This is a genomic window from Croceivirga lutea (assembly GCF_014235875.1).
Taxonomy (GTDB): Bacteria; Bacteroidota; Bacteroidia; order Flavobacteriales; family Flavobacteriaceae; genus Croceivirga; species Croceivirga lutea.
In genome coordinates this window covers 252,869-270,702 of sequence record NZ_JACJUK010000003.1, presented here as the reverse complement: position 1 = coordinate 270,702, position 17,834 = coordinate 252,869, and the positions used below count along the sequence as shown (strand labels likewise).

At 35.0% G+C, this 17,834-nt stretch carries 17 protein-coding genes; 12 read left to right on the top strand and 5 right to left on the bottom strand.

The window, feature by feature from the left end; all coding sequences use genetic code 11:
• Positions 1–26: 26 nt before the first annotated feature.
• Positions 27–1,163: a Gfo/Idh/MocA family protein gene (locus H5V42_RS07440; RefSeq protein WP_185782511.1), complete on the top strand. Its 1,137-nt coding sequence runs from the start codon at positions 27–29 to the stop codon at positions 1,161–1,163.
• A 48-nt stretch (positions 1,164–1,211) separates the two neighbouring features.
• On the opposite strand, the gene H5V42_RS07435 is transcribed toward H5V42_RS07440, so the two are convergent.
• The gene (locus H5V42_RS07435) at positions 1,212–1,673 is read right to left on the bottom strand and encodes an ASCH domain-containing protein (RefSeq protein WP_185782510.1); all 462 of its coding nucleotides are present in this window, start codon (positions 1,671–1,673) and stop codon (positions 1,212–1,214) included.
• Positions 1,674–1,793: 120 nt separating this feature from the next.
• Between H5V42_RS07435 and H5V42_RS07430 the strand changes: the two genes are divergently transcribed.
• From H5V42_RS07430 to nadD, 6 genes are all read left to right on the top strand, one after another.
• Entirely contained in the window at positions 1,794–2,846 is a 1,053-nt protein-coding gene (locus tag H5V42_RS07430; protein WP_185782509.1) for a sugar phosphate isomerase/epimerase family protein, read from the top strand.
• Positions 2,843–3,583, top strand: a complete 741-nt coding sequence (locus tag H5V42_RS07425; RefSeq protein WP_185782508.1) for a 3-keto-disaccharide hydrolase — start codon at positions 2,843–2,845, stop codon at positions 3,581–3,583. Before H5V42_RS07430 ends, H5V42_RS07425 begins: the two co-directional genes overlap by 4 nt.
• 2 nt (positions 3,584–3,585) lie before the next feature.
• Positions 3,586–4,401, top strand: a complete 816-nt coding sequence (locus H5V42_RS07420) for a 3-keto-disaccharide hydrolase (protein WP_185782507.1) — start codon at positions 3,586–3,588, stop codon at positions 4,399–4,401.
• A gap of 98 nt (positions 4,402–4,499) precedes the next feature.
• Positions 4,500–5,357: a YicC/YloC family endoribonuclease gene (locus H5V42_RS07415; protein ID WP_185782506.1), complete on the top strand. Its 858-nt coding sequence runs from the start codon at positions 4,500–4,502 to the stop codon at positions 5,355–5,357.
• The gene (gmk, locus tag H5V42_RS07410; protein ID WP_185782505.1) at positions 5,354–5,953 is read left to right on the top strand and encodes a guanylate kinase; all 600 of its coding nucleotides are present in this window, start codon (positions 5,354–5,356) and stop codon (positions 5,951–5,953) included. Before H5V42_RS07415 ends, gmk begins: the two co-directional genes overlap by 4 nt.
• Complete coding sequence (nadD, locus tag H5V42_RS07405) at positions 5,950–6,534, top strand: nicotinate (nicotinamide) nucleotide adenylyltransferase (RefSeq protein ID WP_185782504.1); 585 nt, start codon at positions 5,950–5,952, stop codon at positions 6,532–6,534. The genes gmk and nadD overlap by 4 nt, the downstream gene beginning before the upstream one ends.
• Here nadD and H5V42_RS07400 read toward each other — a convergent pair whose 3' ends face one another.
• Positions 6,535–7,251, bottom strand: a complete 717-nt coding sequence (locus tag H5V42_RS07400; RefSeq protein WP_185782503.1) for a DUF6503 family protein — start codon at positions 7,249–7,251, stop codon at positions 6,535–6,537.
• Positions 7,252–7,262: 11 nt separating this feature from the next.
• Complete coding sequence (locus H5V42_RS07395; RefSeq protein ID WP_185782502.1) at positions 7,263–9,536, bottom strand: inorganic phosphate transporter; 2,274 nt, start codon at positions 9,534–9,536, stop codon at positions 7,263–7,265.
• Positions 9,537–9,670: 134 nt separating this feature from the next.
• Here H5V42_RS07395 and dgt point away from each other — a divergent pair, with 134 nt between their 5' ends.
• Positions 9,671–11,029, top strand: a complete 1,359-nt coding sequence (gene dgt / locus H5V42_RS07390) for a dGTP triphosphohydrolase (protein WP_185782501.1) — start codon at positions 9,671–9,673, stop codon at positions 11,027–11,029.
• Here the strand turns inward: dgt and H5V42_RS07385 are convergent.
• Positions 11,026–12,120 (bottom strand): DUF3078 domain-containing protein, encoded by a 1,095-nt coding sequence (locus tag H5V42_RS07385; RefSeq protein ID WP_229665614.1) that lies wholly within the window; start codon positions 12,118–12,120, stop codon positions 11,026–11,028. The genes dgt and H5V42_RS07385 overlap by 4 nt on opposite strands.
• Entirely contained in the window at positions 12,107–13,855 is a 1,749-nt protein-coding gene (locus tag H5V42_RS07380) for a 1-deoxy-D-xylulose-5-phosphate synthase (protein ID WP_185782500.1), read from the bottom strand. Before H5V42_RS07380 ends, H5V42_RS07385 begins: the two co-directional genes overlap by 14 nt.
• Positions 13,856–14,020: 165 nt before the next feature.
• Here H5V42_RS07380 and H5V42_RS07375 point away from each other — a divergent pair, with 165 nt between their 5' ends.
• From H5V42_RS07375 to H5V42_RS07360, 4 genes are all read left to right on the top strand, one after another.
• The gene (locus H5V42_RS07375; protein ID WP_185782499.1) at positions 14,021–14,290 is read left to right on the top strand and encodes a response regulator transcription factor; all 270 of its coding nucleotides are present in this window, start codon (positions 14,021–14,023) and stop codon (positions 14,288–14,290) included.
• Between the two features lie 68 nt (positions 14,291–14,358).
• Positions 14,359–15,810 (top strand): C1 family peptidase, encoded by a 1,452-nt coding sequence (locus tag H5V42_RS07370; RefSeq protein WP_185782498.1) that lies wholly within the window; start codon positions 14,359–14,361, stop codon positions 15,808–15,810.
• A gap of 63 nt (positions 15,811–15,873) precedes the next feature.
• Positions 15,874–16,302 (top strand): hypothetical protein, encoded by a 429-nt coding sequence (locus H5V42_RS07365; RefSeq protein ID WP_185782497.1) that lies wholly within the window; start codon positions 15,874–15,876, stop codon positions 16,300–16,302.
• Positions 16,295–17,743 carry a hypothetical protein gene (locus H5V42_RS07360; RefSeq protein ID WP_185782496.1) on the top strand — a complete coding sequence of 483 codons (1,449 nt, stop codon included), beginning with the start codon at positions 16,295–16,297 and terminating at the stop codon, positions 17,741–17,743. The genes H5V42_RS07365 and H5V42_RS07360 overlap by 8 nt, the downstream gene beginning before the upstream one ends.
• The last annotated feature ends 91 nt before the right edge of the window (positions 17,744–17,834 follow it).

Genomic DNA, 17,834 nt, shown 5'->3' with positions numbered 1-17,834 from the left:
TATTAATCAAAAAAATAAAGTAAACAATGCCAAAGAAAATCAGATTAGGAATTTTAGGTGGTGGAGGAGAATCTCTAATTGGAATTTTACACAGAGTTGCTTCTCAAATAAATGACAACTATGAAATTGTTGGGGCGGTTTTTAATCCAGACCATGAAGTAAGTCTGGAGTTTGCAAAACACATTGATATTCCCACAAATAGAATTTATAAAGATTTTGAAACGTTAATTGAGGAAGAATTAAAGCTTCCTGAAAATGAGCGTATACAAGTTTGCTCGGTTCAAACGCCAAACTTTTTGCACTATCCGATGGCCAAAAAATTATTGGATAATGGTTTTCATGTGATTTGCGAAAAGCCAATGACGATGAATTTAGAAGAGGCAAAGTCGTTACAAGATTCTCATGAAAAATCAGGTAAGGTCTTTGCATTAACCCATACCTATACCGGTTATCCAATGGTTCGCCAGATGCGCGAAATGATAAAAGCTGGTGCTTTAGGTAAAATTCATAAAGTGGATGCACGTTATTATCAAGGATGGATTAACCCAATTATACATGATAAAGAGCAACGTTCTTCAGTGTGGCGATTAGACCCTACTAAAGCAGGAATTAGCTCTTGTATGGGAGATATTGGTGTGCACGCTTTTAATTTAGTTGAATATACTACCGGACTAGAAGTTAAATCTTTACTATGTGATTTTAACTACCTATATGATGACAACCAAATGGATGTTGACGGTACTGTGCTAATTCGTATGGGAGAACATGTAAAAGGTGTTATTCGTGGTAGCCAAGTAGCTACCGGTGAAGAAAATGGATTAGCAATACGAATTTATGGCCAAAAAGGTGGATTTGTTTGGGAACAAGAGAAACCTAATTTTTTATACTTTTTTGAAGAAGGTAAACCGCTACAAGTATACAAACCAGGTCATGCCTATAATTCTGAATTTTCTTTAGATGGAACCAAATTACCTGCTGGGCATCCTGAAGGTATTTTTGATAGTATGGCAAATATTTATTTGGGCGCTGCCAGGGCCATTAGAGGTGAAGCTCAAAATGATGGGGCTTATCCAACAATGCGTGATGGAGTTCGTGGAATGAATTTTATTGAAGCAACCGTTGAAAGTCACAAAAACGGTAATACATGGGTCAACTTAGACTAAATTTTAAACTAAACTGAAATCTAAAAGAGCGGCTTTATGCCGCTCTTTTTATTCAAATATTTTTTCAAATCGTTCAAAAACAATAATCATGCTTTCTCTAGGTGTTCTGTTAAATGGTTTCAATTCTCGGTTATAATAATCCCAATGAACCTGCTTCCAGTATTCCAAACTTTTGTCACCCTCGCCTTCCAATCTAGCATGTTCAGCATGAATTCCAAAATAGGGTATAAGTTTTACAGATGTTGTTTTTACAATACATTTAGCATCACCATCCCAATTGGTAACAATAAACGTATCGTTAAGTTTGGGTAGTGCTTCTTTCCTAAATTGAAGGCCTAATAACGAATGTGAGGTTGCTCTTTTAATATCTTTTTGAACCAATTCTGCTAGTTGATTAGCATCTTTTTCATTGTCTCCAAAATAACCAGATTTTGGTTTAGCTTGTTTGGCATACTTAGGATTAGCTTCTAAAAATCGTTTCCAAAGTGTTTCCACCGAATTGTTTATCATCAATTTATGATTTTTGAATTGTTGGGTTCGGGGGTATTTAGTATTTTTCAAGTTCGGTCGTCTAAAACGACAAATTCGTATTAATAACGTTAAAAAAACAAAAATAACATACAACCACCTATGAAAACAATTAAGGGACCAGCTGTTTTTTTGGCACAGTTTGTTGATTCAAAAGCACCATTTAACTCTTTAGATGGTATGTGCAAATGGGCAGCTGATTTAGGCTACAAAGGAATTCAAATCCCAACATGGGAAAATTTTCTTATCGATTTAGACAAAGCAGCAGAAAGTCAAGATTATTGTGATGAGCTCAAAGGGAAAGTAAATTCTTATGGTCTAGAAATTACGGAGCTATCTACTCATCTTCAAGGACAATTAGTAGCAGTGCATCCTGCATATGATATTATGTTCGATAACTTTGCCCCAGCGGAATTACATGGTAAACCTAAAGAAAGAACTCAATGGGCAATAGAAACGGTTAAAAAGGCTGCAACTGCTAGTCGTAGATTAGGTATTAAGGCACATGCTACTTTTTCTGGCTCTTTACTTTGGCATACGGCACATCCTTGGCCACAAAGGCCACCGGGTCTTGTAGAAATGGGCTTTAAAGAATTGGCAGACAGATGGCTTCCTATATTGAACCATTATGATGAGGAAGGAGTAGATGTTTGTTATGAGGTTCACCCAGGTGAAGATATTCATGATGGTGACACCTTTGAACGGTTTTTAGAGGCTACCGGTAACCATAAGCGTGTAAACATCCTTTATGACCCAAGTCACTTTGTGTTACAACAATTAGACTACATTGCTTACATAGACCATTATCATGAGTTTATAAAATCATTTCATGTAAAAGATTCAGAGTTTAATCCAACTGGTAAAAAAGGAGCTTTTGGTGGCTATAATGATTGGGGAGATCGTGCCGGTAGATACCGTTCTTTAGGTGATGGCCAGATAGATTTTAAAACCATATTTTCTAAATTGACCCAATACGGTTGCGATGTTTGGGCAGTAATGGAATGGGAATGTTGTATCAAAAGTCCAGAACAAGGAGCCCGAGAAGGGGCTAAATTTATTCAGGACCATATTATTGAAGCAACTCAAAAAACCTTTGACGATTTTGCAGGCGCTGAAACTGATACTGAAAAACTAAAACGAATTCTAGGATTATGAGATTAACATATATATTATTGCTAACCTTAGCAATAGTAAGCTGTAAACAAAAAGAAACTAAAAAAGAGGTGGCCGCAGAAGAACCAACTGAAACTGTAACAGATGAAAACCAATGGGAAGTTTTATTTGATGGAACTTCTTTTGATAATTGGAGCTATTATAGAGGCGGGGAGCTTACTGAGCCATGGAAAATTGAAGACGGGGCCTTAGTTTTTTACCCTCCAAGTAATCGACCAGAGGGTGAAAGCTATAACATTGTTACTAATAAAACATATACCAATTTTGTTTTACATGTTGAGTGGAAAATTGCAGAAGGTGGTAATAGTGGAATATTTTGGGGCGTTTATGAAGATGAAAAGTTTGGTCAACCTTATGAAACTGGTCCAGAAATTCAGGTTTTAGATGATGAAAGGCATCCAGATGCCAAAAATGGTACAACGCACCAGGCAGGGGCTTTGTACGATATGGTTGCTCCTTCAGAAAAAGTTGTTAAGCCAGCGGGAGAATGGAATACGTGTGTTTTAACAGTTAACCATAAAACCAACGAGGGTACTGTAAATTTAAATGGTACAGAAATCGTAAAATTTCCTGTTCATGGAGAAATGTGGGATCAAATGGTTGAAGATTCTAAATTTAATGGTTGGGAAGGTTTTGGTGCATATAAAACAGGTAAAATTGGATTGCAAGACCATGGCGATGTTGTAGCATTCAGAAATATTAAAATCAAGCAATTATAAAAATGAAAAATTATATAAAATCGCTTCTAATACTTGGTTTAGTTGCATCATGTAATACAAATGCCTCTAAAGAAACTGTTCTAGAAGAAGCGGAGAAACCGGTAGAAGGAATTGTTTACGAAGAATATCAAGGTGAAGAACCAACAAAACCCGAAGAAACTGAAATTTACGAGCCCGTTCCTCCAAGGGTAACACTATCTAAAAGAGGTATACCTAGTGATGCAATTGTGTTATTTGATGGTAGTTCTTTAGACAATTGGATTAGTACATTGGATAGTACCGCGGCCAAATGGACTATAAATGATGATAACAGTATGACCGTGGCCAATAAAACTGGAGACATACAAACCAAACAAAACTTTGGTAGTGTGCAATTACATATTGAGTGGCGTTCACCGGCAGAGGTGCAAGGTGAAAACCAGAGTAGGGGTAATAGTGGAATTTTCTTGAACAATCTATATGAAGTTCAAGTTTTGGACAATAACGACAATCCAACTTATGTAAATGGTCAAGTAGCATCTATCTACAAGCAACACATACCTTTAGCTATGGCTTCTTCTGAGACGGGTGACTGGAATGTTTATGATATTATTTATCACGCACCAGAATTCAATGATGATGGGGCCAAAATAAAGTCAGGTACGTTAACAGTTATTCATAATGGGGTATTGGTTCAAGACCATGTTGAAATTAAGGGAACAACACCGTATATAGGATGGCCTAAAAATCCTGCCCATGGTAGAGGTCCGTTACGTTTACAAGATCATGGAGATAATAGTAGAGTAAGCTACCGTAATATTTGGGTTAGAGAGTTGTAGTACTAACTTTATTTAGAAAATTAAATTTAAGAGCTAGCTTTGGATGTAATCATTTTAAGGCTAGCTTTATTTACCTTTGTTCAAATCCAAATTAGCTTATGATTAAATCCATGACGGGTTTTGGAAAGCACACCATGCAGTTGCCTTCTAAAAAAATCACAGTAGAGATAAAATCACTTAATAGCAAGAATCTCGATTTAACCGCAAGATTACCTCAAGTTTATCGCGAATTTGAATTGGAGTTCAGAAAACAAATTTCTGATGCTCTCCTGCGCGGTAAAGTTGATTTTACACTTTCTGTTGAGTTTACGGGTAAAGAGGCCTCAGCTTCTATTAACACCCCTGTTGTACTTAAATTTATGGATGAACTTAAGGCTATTGCAGGCGGAGATGATGTTAAGCTTTTAGAATTAGCGCTTCGCATGCCAGATACATTAACTACTGATAAAGACGAAATAGAAGAGGAGGAGTTAAGTGCTATAAGAGCAACATTGAGCAAGGCTTTAGAGGCAATTCAAGATTTTAGACAAACCGAAGGTAAGGTACTAGAAGATGACTTTTCTTTAAGAGTTAAAGCTATTAGAGAATTACTTTCTCAGGTAGAAGTCATGGATAAAAATCGGCTAGACGCAATCAGAGAGCGCTTAGAAAAGGCCGTATCTGATTTAAAAACCGATGTTGATCAAAATAGATTTGAGCAAGAACTCATCTATTATCTTGAAAAATATGATATTACCGAAGAAAAGGTTCGTTTGAATAATCATCTAAATTATTTTGAAGAAACACTAAACACCAGTGATTCTAATGGTAAAAAATTAGGTTTTATAAGTCAAGAATTAGGTAGAGAAATCAATACAATTGGTTCAAAAGCTAATTACGCGCCAATGCAACAATTGGTAGTTCAAATGAAAGATGAGCTCGAAAAAATAAAAGAACAAATGCTAAATGTTTTATGACAGAAGGAGGTAAACTTATCATATTTTCGGCGCCATCTGGCAGTGGTAAAACTACCATTGTGAGACATTTGTTAGCGCAGCCAGAACTTAATTTGGCCTTTTCAGTTTCAGCAACGTCTAGACCAAAAAGAGGAAAAGAAAAAGACGGAGAGCATTACTACTTTATGACCAAGTCTGAGTTTAAAAATCATATTAAAAATGATGACTTTTTAGAATGGGAAGAAGTATACCGAGATTGCTTTTACGGAACGTTAAAATCAGAGGTTGAACGTTTATGGGCAGAAGGTAAAAATGTGATTTTTGATATTGATGTGGTTGGTGGTCTACGAATTAAAAAGAAATTTCCTGAAGAAACCTTAGCCGTTTTTGTGAAACCACCAAGTGTTGATGAGCTAAAGATTCGCTTAAAAAAACGCAGTACAGAAAGCGAAGACAAAATAAATATGCGAGTGGCAAAGGCTTCGGTTGAAATGGCAACAGCACCACAGTTTGACAGTATCATCAAAAACTACGATTTAGACATTGCTTTACATGAAGCCCATCAATTAGTGGCTAATTACGTTGGTGCCAGCATACCCAGTTTAGAAGAAGAATGAAAAAAGTAGGTCTTTACTTTGGCACCTTTAATCCCATTCATATTGGTCATCTCATAATTGCCAATTATATGGCTGAATTTTCAGATTTAAATGAAGTTTGGTTTGTTATCACACCTAAGAGTCCGTTTAAAGTAAAAAAGAGCCTTTTAGATAATCATCATAGATACCAAATGGTGTTAGAAGCTATTGAAGATTATGATAAGCTTAAAGCCAGTACAATTGAGTTTAATTTACCCCAACCCAACTATACAGTGGATACGCTTGTTCATTTACAAGAAAAGTATGCTGATGGATATCAGTTTTCGTTAATTATGGGTGAAGACAACTTAAAAAACTTTCATAAATGGAAGAATTACGAGGTAATTCTAGACCAATACCAAGTGGTAGTATATCCACGAATTTCTGATGGTAAAACAACTCATGAGCTTATGAATCATGCTAAGATTTATAAGGTAGATGCGCCTATAGTTGAGATTTCATCAACCTTTATTCGTAAAGCTATTAAAGCGGGGAATAACATCCGACCTATGTTGCCAGCTGCAGTTTGGAACTATATTGATGAAATGAACTTTTACAAGTAATTAGAGGTTCTTCGAAAGCATATCAGTTCCTAAAAATGTATCATCACTGTTATAATACCATTTTCTAATTTTTGGCATTTTAATATCATTGATAGTTTCTAGGCTTTCAAGCAAAATGTACTCCCCATCGTTTTTACTTTCATCATGATAAAACTGATAAAGTTTCATTTCATAAGAAATTGGGTCAAAATAAAAATACCAGGTATCATCACCTACCTTCTTGTCATAAGTAACCTTTAACACTAAATATTCTTTTCCTTTAAAATTCTTGGCTACAACTTTTTCATCAATAGTGGTTCCAGGGTCTTTAAGCTTCATAGGTAAGCCGTATAGATAGGTATAATAATTTTTAAACATAGAAGCACGCTCACAACTTAAACCATACTTTTCTTTTGCATTTTCTGGTATAGACCTATTACCGTTAAAGGTTACTGCGCATGTGTCTTTATCAATTGCATAAGTATACGAATCATCAGCAATAACAACGTTTAAGTTAAAAAGTTGTTTTGGTAAATTGATAGTAATGGTACTATGTCTATCATTACCTTTTGGAGTTTTCATTACCACTTTAAAAGAATCATTAAAAGTACTCCAGTTGTTATTAGGGTCGTGAAAAGCAATGGCTTTAGTAAGGAGTTCAGAACCACTAATATCTTGGGCTGTAATCTTAGTGAATACTAGAAAAATTAACAAGAAAAAATAGAATCTAACTATCATGTTAATTGTTGTTATTTTTCAATTTTTGCTGGTTCCACAGAACTATCATGCTCAGTGTAGTACAACTCTAGTAACTTCATTGTAGTCTTAATAATGTCGTTGCTTTCTGTTAAGATAGAAAAATAAAGTGTGGTGTTTTTAGGACTTAATTCTTCGGTTCGCGTTCTAGCAATTTGTTGTTCAATCTTTCTATTGACCAAGTTCAAATGCTCATCCTTAGTATTTAAAATACCGGCAATGTCGTCGAATTTATTATTCTCAAAAGTGGTAGAAATTTTTTGAAGTAAGCTTTCTAAACGCTGGTCTAAATCTTTTAATTCTTTTATCTGATTATATTTTAACTTTTTGTGATTGTTATTTACGTGTTTATAACTAGATTTTGCAAGATATTCTAGTGACTGGGACATATCTTGGAGTAAGGATAAAAGCTTAATATAAAAGTTACTTGCTCCGCCGACGCTAGATTCATCTAGATTTTTAATAAAATAGAAGATATTATTCTGCAGGTTATCAATTTCTTTGGTGAGTTTATTGATATCCTTGTTGTTCTTTTTGAGATTATCAAGGTTGTGTCTAGCTAAACCATCAATTGTTTGGGTGTAAATTTTGTTGGTTCTTTCAACGAAGTTCACAATGGTTGCAGTACTTTCTCTGATAACACCTTGTATGGAACTACTTTCAGACCTTCTTAAAACCTCTTCTACTTTACTTTCTTTATTTCTCTTGTTGTGAGACATAAAATTGCGGGTTAATAGTACAGCAGCAATTAGTAACAGCACAGAAAGTCCCCAAATGCCTCCAGCATAAATTATGTATGCAATTATAGCAGCAGCAACAAAGGCGCAAATTGCGGTAAAAAACCAACCGCCAATAACATTCAATACCCCAGCCACTCTGTATACGGCACTTTCTGAGCCCCAAGCTCTATCTGCCAAAGAAGAACCCATAGCCACCATAAACGTTACATAGGTTGTAGAAAGTGGTAATTTCATTGATGTAGCAATAGAAATAAGTACGCTGGCAACCATTAAGTTTACAGAAGCTCTAACCATATCAAACGCTGGTTGGTCATGTTGTTTCCCTTTTGGAATGTAAACATTGGGTTTAACAAAGCGTTTATTGAAACTTTCGTGAACGCTTTTAGGAAATACTGCCGAAACACTATCAAACGCAATAACTGAAAATTTTACTATAATTCTAGATAAGAAATTAGGTTGAAAACGTTCTTCTCCCTCACCTTCTCTTGCAAGATTTATCTCTGTTTCTGTAACATATCTAGCTTTAGTTGAGAACCAAAGGGTACCAATCATGATTAAACCAGACAATAATAATAAATAAGGAGAAGTTCTAACCGCTACCGCTAAACCTTCCATGGTGTATTCATCTGCTGCAATACCTGAAGCTTGCCAATCTTGAAACGATTGTAAAGCAGCTATAGGTACACCAATAAAATTCACCAAATCATTACCTGCGAATGCCATAGCTAGTGCAAAGGTTCCTAACGTGATAATTACCCTATAAATGTTAACCTTAAAATTTGTAGAAAGTACCCAAGAAACAATGGTCCAAACACCAAAATTTATTAGCAAAAATAAGCTTGGATTCTCAGCAGCGAATCCAGTTAAGTTACCATTAAAAAGCTCAGCACTTTTTAGGCCTTTAACCAAAATAAAGTATACGATAGAGGTTATAGCAAAGCCACCAAAAATGGCACTTACGTATTTTGGTTGTTTGTTAAAGTTAAAGGTTATTAATAGTCTTGAAATTAATTGTACTATGGCTCCAATGGTAAATGCTATTGCGACCGAAAGTAGAATACCCGTGATAATTTCAGTAGCCTTTGCCGTGTTAATATAATTTCCTAGGGTCTCTACCCCACCAGCAGTACCAACTGTTTTTATTAAAGCCATAGCAACGGCTGCTCCTAATAATTCAAATACAATAGAAACTGTAGTTGAGGTAGGCATACCAAGTGTGTTGAAAAAGTCTAGAAGCAAAACATCGGTTATCATTACAGCCATAAAAATTATGATGATCTCTGCAAATACAAATTCACTTGGATTAAAAATCCCCTTTCGGGCAACTTCCATCATACCACTAGAAGACATAGCGCCAAAGGCAATACCAATACTGGCAACTATCATTATGGTTCTAAATGAAATAGCTTTGGAACCTAAAGCCGAATTTAAAAAGTTTACAGCGTCATTGCTGACACCAACAACAAGATCGGTTATTGCAAGAATTGCTAATGCTATAACCATAAAGATGTAGATGTTCTCTGCCATGGTTGATTTTGAAAGTACGCAAAATTCATACTATAATTCCGCTTACACGTTAATAAAATGTTACCAAATCTACGTGAATTGCTTCACTGAGCCTGCGTAACTGTTGTTATCTTAGCCACAAATATGAGAATTTAATGAACTGGGAAAAGCTACTTTCTTTAAAACGTTTTGGAGATACGCAAAAAAGACATCGCTCAGCACAAGATGAAACACGACTAGGTTTTGATGTGGATTATGACCGAGTTATTTTTTCTTCAGCATTTAGAAGTCTTCAAGATAAAACGCAGGTAATGCCATTGCCTGTGGCAAGTGCAGTAAATAGAAATTTTGTGCATACACGTTTAACTCACAGTTTAGAGGTATCTGTTGTAGCAAGAAGTTTAGGTAGAAAAGTTGGCAAACAGCTTTTGCAAAAATACCCAGTTTTAACTTCAGAATATGGGTATAAATTCAATGATTTTGGAGCAATTGTTGCGGCGGCTGCATTAGCTCATGATATTGGAAATCCACCTTTTGGTCACAGTGGAGAAAAAGCTATTGGCACCTATTTTAAATATGGTGCTGGCAAACAGTTTAAAGAATTGCTTAGCAGCCCTCAGTATCAAGATTTAGTAGATTTTGAAGGCAATGCTAACGGACTAAAATTATTGGTAGAATCTAAAGATGGTGTATCTGGTGGATTACGATTAAGTTATGCTACTTTGGGTGCTTTTTTAAAATATCCAAAAGCGTCTTTACCTAAAAAACCAACTACGGCTATATCTGATAAAAAATTTGGATATTTTCAATCGCAAACTGAATTTTTTAAAGATTTAACTAAAGATTTGGGACTCTTGCAGAAAACACCAGAAGGAGATCGTTTTCACCGCCACCCTCTTACGTTTTTGGTTGAAGCAGCAGATGATATCTGTTATACCATTATTGATTTTGAAGACGGAATAAATCTTGGATTGATTTCTCAAGACTATGCTTTAGAGTATTTAATTAACCTGGTTAAAGACACTATTGATACTAAAAAGTATAATCAAATCTCTAATGCTAAGGATAGATTGAGTTATTTACGAGCTCTAGCAATAGGTAATTTGGTAAATGATGCGGCCACTATTTTTCTTGCGAATGAAGAAGCTATTTTAAAGGGTGAATTTGAACACGCTTTACTAGACAAAAGTAAATTTGAACCCCAAATAAGTGATATTATTAAACTCTGCGTTGAAAAGGTGTATCAATCTAATGAAGTTATAGAAAAAGAATTAGCGGGGTATAAAATAATTTCCAATTTATTAGATGCCATAACAACAGCTATGTTAAATGCTAAAAATGAGAATACCTCTAATTATGATAAATTGCTTTTAAAAACATGCGGGTTAAAATTAGATACTATTGCCGATATGGACTTATATACCATTCTATTAGAAGCTAGTTGTTTTGTGGCAAGTTTATCTGATGGTGCTGCAGTAAATCTTAATGGTATGGTTACGGGTAACCATCTTTAGAATTTATAAACAAAACCTACTCCAAGTAATTGTTTAAACTGAATTTTGGCAATACCAGGGTCAATTACAGTACCGTCATCAGCAGTAACTTCATCAAACTTAATATCGTTATCAAATATTAAATGGGTTCCTATGTTTGCACTAACGTAATCATTTACCTTTAAGTTAAAACTCATCTCCCAGTCAACATCAATATTTCCAAAACTTTTAAGGTAGTCTGTATACAAATTCAAACGATGTTTCATTAAAATGTTCTTGAGAATTTCTTTCTCCCAAGTATTTGTAATTAAAAAACCAAGTTCCATAAAAGTATTTTCTCCTGGGTCAACACCAAATGCTCCTTGGTTGGAAAGCGCTTCATCTAAAACAAAAGTGGCTTTTTGGGTTAATGGTGAAATGTATAGGTTAAATTTTTTTCCTTCAGGCATAAAGGTAGCTCCACCCCCTAAAAACAAATAACCGGGTGCCATAAATGAAGATATAGGATTATCTCTATCAGGATATTTATAACCGTTAGAAAATTGGGTGTTAAAATTAAACTTGACAGAAAAATACCAAGGCGTTATAGTATCTTTTCTGTAGCCAAAAACAGAAGTATATCGTATAAAATCATCAGTTTTACGCAGACTTCGGCCTTCTTGTACATTTACGCCATATCTAAGTCTTAACTCATTAGACCAAGAAACTTTATTGAATTTATAATTACGAGTAAAATTGAGATTTGCTAGCCCTGATATGGAATTGTCTCCACCGGCATTCCAGTTCACAAAAGCAACTTCATTAATATTTAAGCTGAATTGGTTTTCGGAGTCCCAAAATGAAAAAGGCACAAAGCGTTTAAACTTTTCGTCTAAAGGTTTAGAATTTTTTAAAATTTTGTTAGGGTTAACGTTAACACGTTCAATGCCTCTTGCTTCTACATTAATTTTATTCTGAGGCCAACGAATTACAATAGTGTCAATTTTTACGCTATCGAGTTGTTTTTTAAGGCTGTCTAAAACCTGTGGTTGTTGTGCTTCAAGGTTTTGCATAAATCCTATCGCAAAAAAAGGCAATAGCAATAAACGCCAAATGTTTTTAGATGGTTTCAATGTATTCTTCTAAATTTTGTTTTGTTAGGCCGCAAATTTCATGCAATTCTTTAATTGTGCCATGTTCAATAAAAGAATCTTCTATGGCAAATACGGTTATGTTTTTGGTTTGGTTCATTTCATTTGCAAAATTTACAATTGAAGCACCAAAACCCCCAATTTTACAACCGTCTTCTAGAGTAGCTATGTAATCATATTTATCAAAAATTTGTAATAATAATTCGCTATCTAAAGGTTTTGCAAAACGCATATCATAATGACCCAAATTGTATTTTTCTGCTAGTTCTATAACAATATTACCAATTGGGCCTATGGTTAAAAAGGCAATTTTCTTTCCCTCTCGTAAGGTTACACCAGTGCCTAATTCTATTTTGGAAAACGGCTGTTGCCAATTTAATATACTTCCTCTACCTCTAGGGTATCTAATTGCTATTGGGTTATTTAGACCTAGTTGAGCTGTATACATTATGTTTCGAAGTTCCACCTCATTACGTGGAGAAAAAATTGTAATGTTTGGAATACAACGTAAATAGGCAATATCGTAAACCCCATGGTGTGTAGGGCCGTCTTGACCAACCAACCCAGCTCTATCCAAACAAAAAATCACGGGTAGTTTTTGTAAGGCTACATCATGTATTATTTGGTCGTAACCTCGTTGAAGAAAAGTAGAATATACATTACAGTAGGTATACAGCCCTTCCGCAGCCATGCCAGCTGCCAATGTTACTGCATGCTGTTCAGCTATACCCACATCAAATGCTCTATTTGGAAACTTTTGCATCATAAATTTCAAAGAACTGCCCGTAGGCATTGCAGGTGTGATACCTACAATTTTTTTGTTGGATTGTGCCAATTCAACTATGGTATGGCCAAATACATCTTGAAATTTAGGAGGATGATTTTCTCCACTATAAGTGATTTTTTCACCTGTTTTAGAATTGAATTTTCCGGGTGCATGGTAAGTTACTTGGTCTTCTTCTGCCTTTTGTAAACCTTTACCCTTAGTTGTTATTAGATGCAATAATCGGGGACCTTTTAATTCTTTTTGTCGCTGTAGTTCAGTTATTAAATGGTCTAAGTCATGACCATCAATTGGTCCAGAATATGACAGATTTAAACATTCAAAAATGTTTTCTTCTTTAGCAGTACCCTTTTTTACATTAGTTAGGTATTTTTTTAACGCTCCTACACTGGGATCAATACCAATGGCATTATCATTTAAAATAACCAGAACATCGGCATTGGTTTCTCCTAAATGATTTAATGCTTCAAATGCCATACCGCTAGCTATGGAGGCGTCACCAATAACCGCAATATGCTTATGGTGTTCGTTTTTAAGTTGTGAGGCCAACGCCATGCCTAAAATTGCAGATATAGAAGATGAGCTATGACCAGTGCCAAAAGCATCATAACTACTTTCATCTCGTTTTGGAAAACCACTTATTCCACCTAATTGGCGATTGGTTTTAAATATTTCTTTTCGTCCAGTTAAGATTTTATGACCATATGCTTGGTGACCCACATCCCAAATTAGTTTGTCTGTAGGTGTGTTAAACACATAATGCAATGCTATGGTTAGTTCTACTACGCCAAGACCGGCACCCAAATGTCCTTCTTTGGTAGCAACTATATTTATGATAAATTCTCTAAGTTCTTTGGCTAAATCAATTAAACTACCTTGAGATAGTTGTTTTAGGTCTTCTGGAGAATCAATGTTATCTAGTAATTTTTTCACTTCTCAAAAATATGGAATAACCTAAAGCAAAATAGATAATTAGTAGTTGTAAGAAATACCCTCTAACGGGTATGTTATTCACGACATTTGAATTTTCATTCACGACAAATATTTTGTAAACCATTGCTATTAAAGGAATTTAGAGGAAACCAAAAATTTTGAAGTATGGAGTTAGAAATCGTAGATAACAGCACTTTGGTAAAGCTTGGTAAACGAGTGTACCACATGAAAAAGACATTTGAAATAAAAAAAGGTGTATTTACAAGACGCGAAACTGAAATTATTAAGCACATGGCCGATGGTTTAACCAGTGATGAAATTAGTGCTGAATTATACATTTCTAAAAATACGGTAGATACCCATCGTAAGAATATTTACCGAAAAGGAAATTTTAAAAGCATTAGAGATGTTGTCCTTTACTCGTTGTTTCTATAACGCTTGTCAATTTTATTTGTTAAAGAAAAGCAAAAAGTCTAATTTCAAAACGAACCAATCTCAACAAAATGAAAAAGTTAGCAATTCTATTTTTACTTCTACCCTTATTTTCAGTTGCTCAAGTTCAAATACCAGCTACGGGTTTGATTATTGATGACTATTCGGATGAAGTATACCAAGCAACTCCCTTAAAATCTCCCGACTTAGGTTTTCAAGATGTGACAGCTGATATCTCTACAGCCTCTTTGAGAGATTTTACCCCAGAAATTAAATCACAAGATGAATATGGTACTTGTGTGGGTTGGGCCACTGCCTATTATGCCAGAACTATTCTCGAGGCAAGACAAAAACAATTGTCTGATAAAACCGAAATATCCAATTTGGCTTTCTCACCATTATTTACTTACCTAAATTCTAATGTAACTAGTGATTTTGACTGTTTAAAAGGTGCCTATTTAAGCAAAGCTCTAGAACATATGAGTACTATTGGAGCGGCTTATTTTAATGACTTTCCTGTGCTGTGCGCAGATGAAGTGCCAGAAAGTTTATTTGAGAATTCTCCAAAATTTAAGATTAAAGACTATACCAAGCTTTTTGATAAGGATGATGAAATGGATTTAAAAACCGAACAAGTAAAAAAGGCACTTATTGGTAATAACCCAGTTGTAATTGGTTTTAAAGTAGATTCTGATTTTGTAAGTGCTGAAGAGGTATACCTGCCAACAGAAGGAGTTGGTACTGCCGGTCATGCAATGTGCGTGGTTAGTTTTGATGACGATAAGTTTGGTGGTGCCTTTGAAGTGGTTAATAGTTGGGGCCCAGACTGGGGAAATAATGGCTTTACTTGGATACGATATAAAGATTTTGCCGAAAGAACTTCTTATGCTTATGAGATTATACCTTTTCCCGTAAAAGTAAACTCTAAAAATCAACTTTCTGGTTCTTTGGATATTACCGTAAGGGGTAAAGGTCCAATGGATGCAGTCTTAGCAAACAATGCTGACCCAAATACGCTAAAATTTCAAACTGTTGAAGTTGATGAAGAAATCGTTGGAATTGGCGATTATGTAACCAAAGAAAAGTATGGGTTGGAACGTTATTTTATGAATGCTAATGTAAATAAACCATCATATGTATATGTATTCGGCTATCAAGTAGGTAAAGGAGCTAATGTGTTATTTCCGCATCAAGAAAACTTGAGCGCCTACGTAAGTTCAGAAGATTCTTTTGTGAGATTACCTTCTAAGGGAAGTATTTATCGCTTAAATGATGATGGCGTGGATTCTGATTATACTGTGGTTCTCTTTTCTTTAGAAGAATTACCTATAAATGATATTGTGAGCAATATAAGTTCGAGTACTTCTGGCTCTTTGCTAGATAAAGTGTATTCTCAATTAGGAGATAAGCTTATTAATAATAATGATATGAAGCTTTTAGAAGATAAAGTGGGCTTTACAGCCGAGTTCGAAAAAGGTTCAGTAGCTATGTTGGTTTTAGATATTAGAAGAGAAAATCCGTAAGTCATGGCTAATTACAGGCTTACTTTCTTAGTGGTGAGTTTTGCAATACTCACATTGTCTTGTATGTCTAAGACAAAAACTGGAGCTGTTGCCGATAATTTAGAAATTAAAGCTTCGCAAACCACTTCTTTATTGAATACCTCGCAAATAGAAAAGTTGTCAGCTATTACTACCGTAAGTTTATATGATATGGTAAATTCTGATTATGAAGGTATAAAAGAAGCACAATTCAAAAGAAATTTAACACCTGAAGAAATTCAGCTTCTGATTCAGCAATTAACTAAGGCTACAAAAGATGAGAACTTTGTAGTAGACCCTTATTCTGAATATGCATATCGATTAAAATTAGAAGGAACAGATTATTTTCTGACTTTGAACTTTTATGAAGGTATGGAGCAAATTAAGATTGGAGACATCACCAGGGGAGTAGTAACTTCCAACGCTAATTCTGATTTTTTTGAAGCTATAAAAACAATCGTATCTAATGAATAAGTATTATACTTTTTGCCTATTTCTAGTATTAAGCCAATTTAGCATTGGGCAAGAAGGTTATTTTGGGTTTGATAGTGATGCTGAGGCTTTTGGTTTTCAAACTGTAGAACAAATCAAAGAAACTTGTTTGTCTAATAACGTAGATGAAAGCTCAAGGTCTTTTCAAATTGTAAGCCGAATCTTAAAGCAAATGGGATTGTACGATTTGCAATTTAAAATGAGCGAATGTCCCAATATCAAAAATGCAAGGGCACAGTTGGTTCCCAATGATGCGGGTGTAAAAGAACATTTTATAGTTTATGATAAAGAATGGCTAAATCAATTATCTGGCAATACTACCAATTGGGCGGCTATTGGCGTTTTAGCGCATGAAATTGCGCATTTTCAATTAGATCATGAAGTAAGAGGTGGCGGTAGCCGACCAGATTGGGAGTTAGAAGCTGACAAGTTTTTAGGATTTCAATTAGCAAAAATGGGCGCTTCGCTTTCACAAGCTCAAAGTTGTTTTGCCAAAGCTTCAATCAAAGGAACTAGAACGCATCCTCCAAAAGCTGAGCGTTTAGAAGCCGTGGAAATTGGATGGTCTCGTTTTAGATTAGAGTCGGCAAATCAGCTAACCGAAGACACCCGTTTACGTGATGTTACTCCACAATTAATTTTAGATAGGTATTCTAAAGAATTGGGTGGTTATAAGGTGTTAAATACGGTTTCAGGAATTGCATATGATGTACAAATCGAAGAAAAACATACGCTGTCTAATTACAAAACCAGTAGTTATACCTATATGCAACAAATGGATTTGACTCCAAGTGAATACACCATTATAGACGGGGATCAGGACGAAAAGTTTAGAGTAGTTACAACTAGCGGTATTTCTGGAGACAGCTTATTCTATAAAAGACCCATAAATAGCAACTCTTGGTCGTTGGGCGCACCACCCAACGGAACAGGAAACATACTAACTGTAGAAGACCATCAATTTATAGCATCAAGACAACCAAGATTAATGGCCTTTTTTGAACACCTAAAATTAACTTCAAAACCAGACCGTGCTCAATTTAATTATTTGAGAGTTCCGTTTAATCAACAAGAATGCTATGTTTTAGAATTGCCAGAGGTTATTATTGAAAAGGGTTCCAAAGATAAGTCCTGGTTTAGAGCTACCATTACTACAAAAAATTACTACAGCACAATTACAGGTTTACTTGTAGGAATGATAGAAGAAGAAAAAATTCACTATTTCAAAAAAGAGAAACCCATTATTAAAAAAGATAAAGAGTTTGTTCGTGAGACTGTTTTTTCGGAGTACCAACAATTCAATCAACAATTATTACCCAGTAAAATAAATACGGTTATTCAAGAACGAAATAATAGAGGGGTGTTACAAGAAGAAGGTAAAATGGAACAAACACGAACCCTAACCAATGTTAGTATACGGTGAATTAATGAAATACCTACTAAAGGGTATTTCGTAAAATTATTTAAACCAATAATTTAGAACAAAGCAGGTAAATAGGATATTTTAAAGCGCA

Excerpts from the sequence above, each read along its gene's own strand:
- H5V42_RS07440 (WP_185782511.1), top strand. The coding sequence starts at position 27 with ATGCCAAAGAAAATCAGATTAGGAATTTTAGGTGGTGGAGGAGAATCT.
- H5V42_RS07425 (WP_185782508.1), top strand. The coding sequence starts at position 2,843 with ATGAGATTAACATATATATTATTGCTAACCTTAGCAATAGTAAGCTGT.
- H5V42_RS07360 (WP_185782496.1), top strand. The coding sequence starts at position 16,295 with ATGAATAAGTATTATACTTTTTGCCTATTTCTAGTATTAAGCCAATTT.
- dgt (WP_185782501.1), top strand. The coding sequence starts at position 9,671 with ATGAACTGGGAAAAGCTACTTTCTTTAAAACGTTTTGGAGATACGCAA.
- H5V42_RS07375 (WP_185782499.1), top strand. The coding sequence starts at position 14,021 with ATGGAGTTAGAAATCGTAGATAACAGCACTTTGGTAAAGCTTGGTAAA.
- H5V42_RS07395 (WP_185782502.1), bottom strand. The coding sequence starts at position 9,536 with ATGGCAGAGAACATCTACATCTTTATGGTTATAGCATTAGCAATTCTT.
- H5V42_RS07435 (WP_185782510.1), bottom strand. The coding sequence starts at position 1,673 with ATGATAAACAATTCGGTGGAAACACTTTGGAAACGATTTTTAGAAGCT.
- H5V42_RS07400 (WP_185782503.1), bottom strand. The coding sequence starts at position 7,251 with ATGATAGTTAGATTCTATTTTTTCTTGTTAATTTTTCTAGTATTCACT.
- H5V42_RS07430 (WP_185782509.1), top strand. The coding sequence starts at position 1,794 with ATGAAAACAATTAAGGGACCAGCTGTTTTTTTGGCACAGTTTGTTGAT.
- H5V42_RS07370 (WP_185782498.1), top strand. The coding sequence starts at position 14,359 with ATGAAAAAGTTAGCAATTCTATTTTTACTTCTACCCTTATTTTCAGTT.
- H5V42_RS07415 (WP_185782506.1), top strand. The coding sequence starts at position 4,500 with ATGATTAAATCCATGACGGGTTTTGGAAAGCACACCATGCAGTTGCCT.
- H5V42_RS07365 (WP_185782497.1), top strand. The coding sequence starts at position 15,874 with ATGTCTAAGACAAAAACTGGAGCTGTTGCCGATAATTTAGAAATTAAA.
- nadD (WP_185782504.1), top strand. The coding sequence starts at position 5,950 with ATGAAAAAAGTAGGTCTTTACTTTGGCACCTTTAATCCCATTCATATT.
- H5V42_RS07420 (WP_185782507.1), top strand. The coding sequence starts at position 3,586 with ATGAAAAATTATATAAAATCGCTTCTAATACTTGGTTTAGTTGCATCA.
- gmk (WP_185782505.1), top strand. The coding sequence starts at position 5,354 with ATGACAGAAGGAGGTAAACTTATCATATTTTCGGCGCCATCTGGCAGT.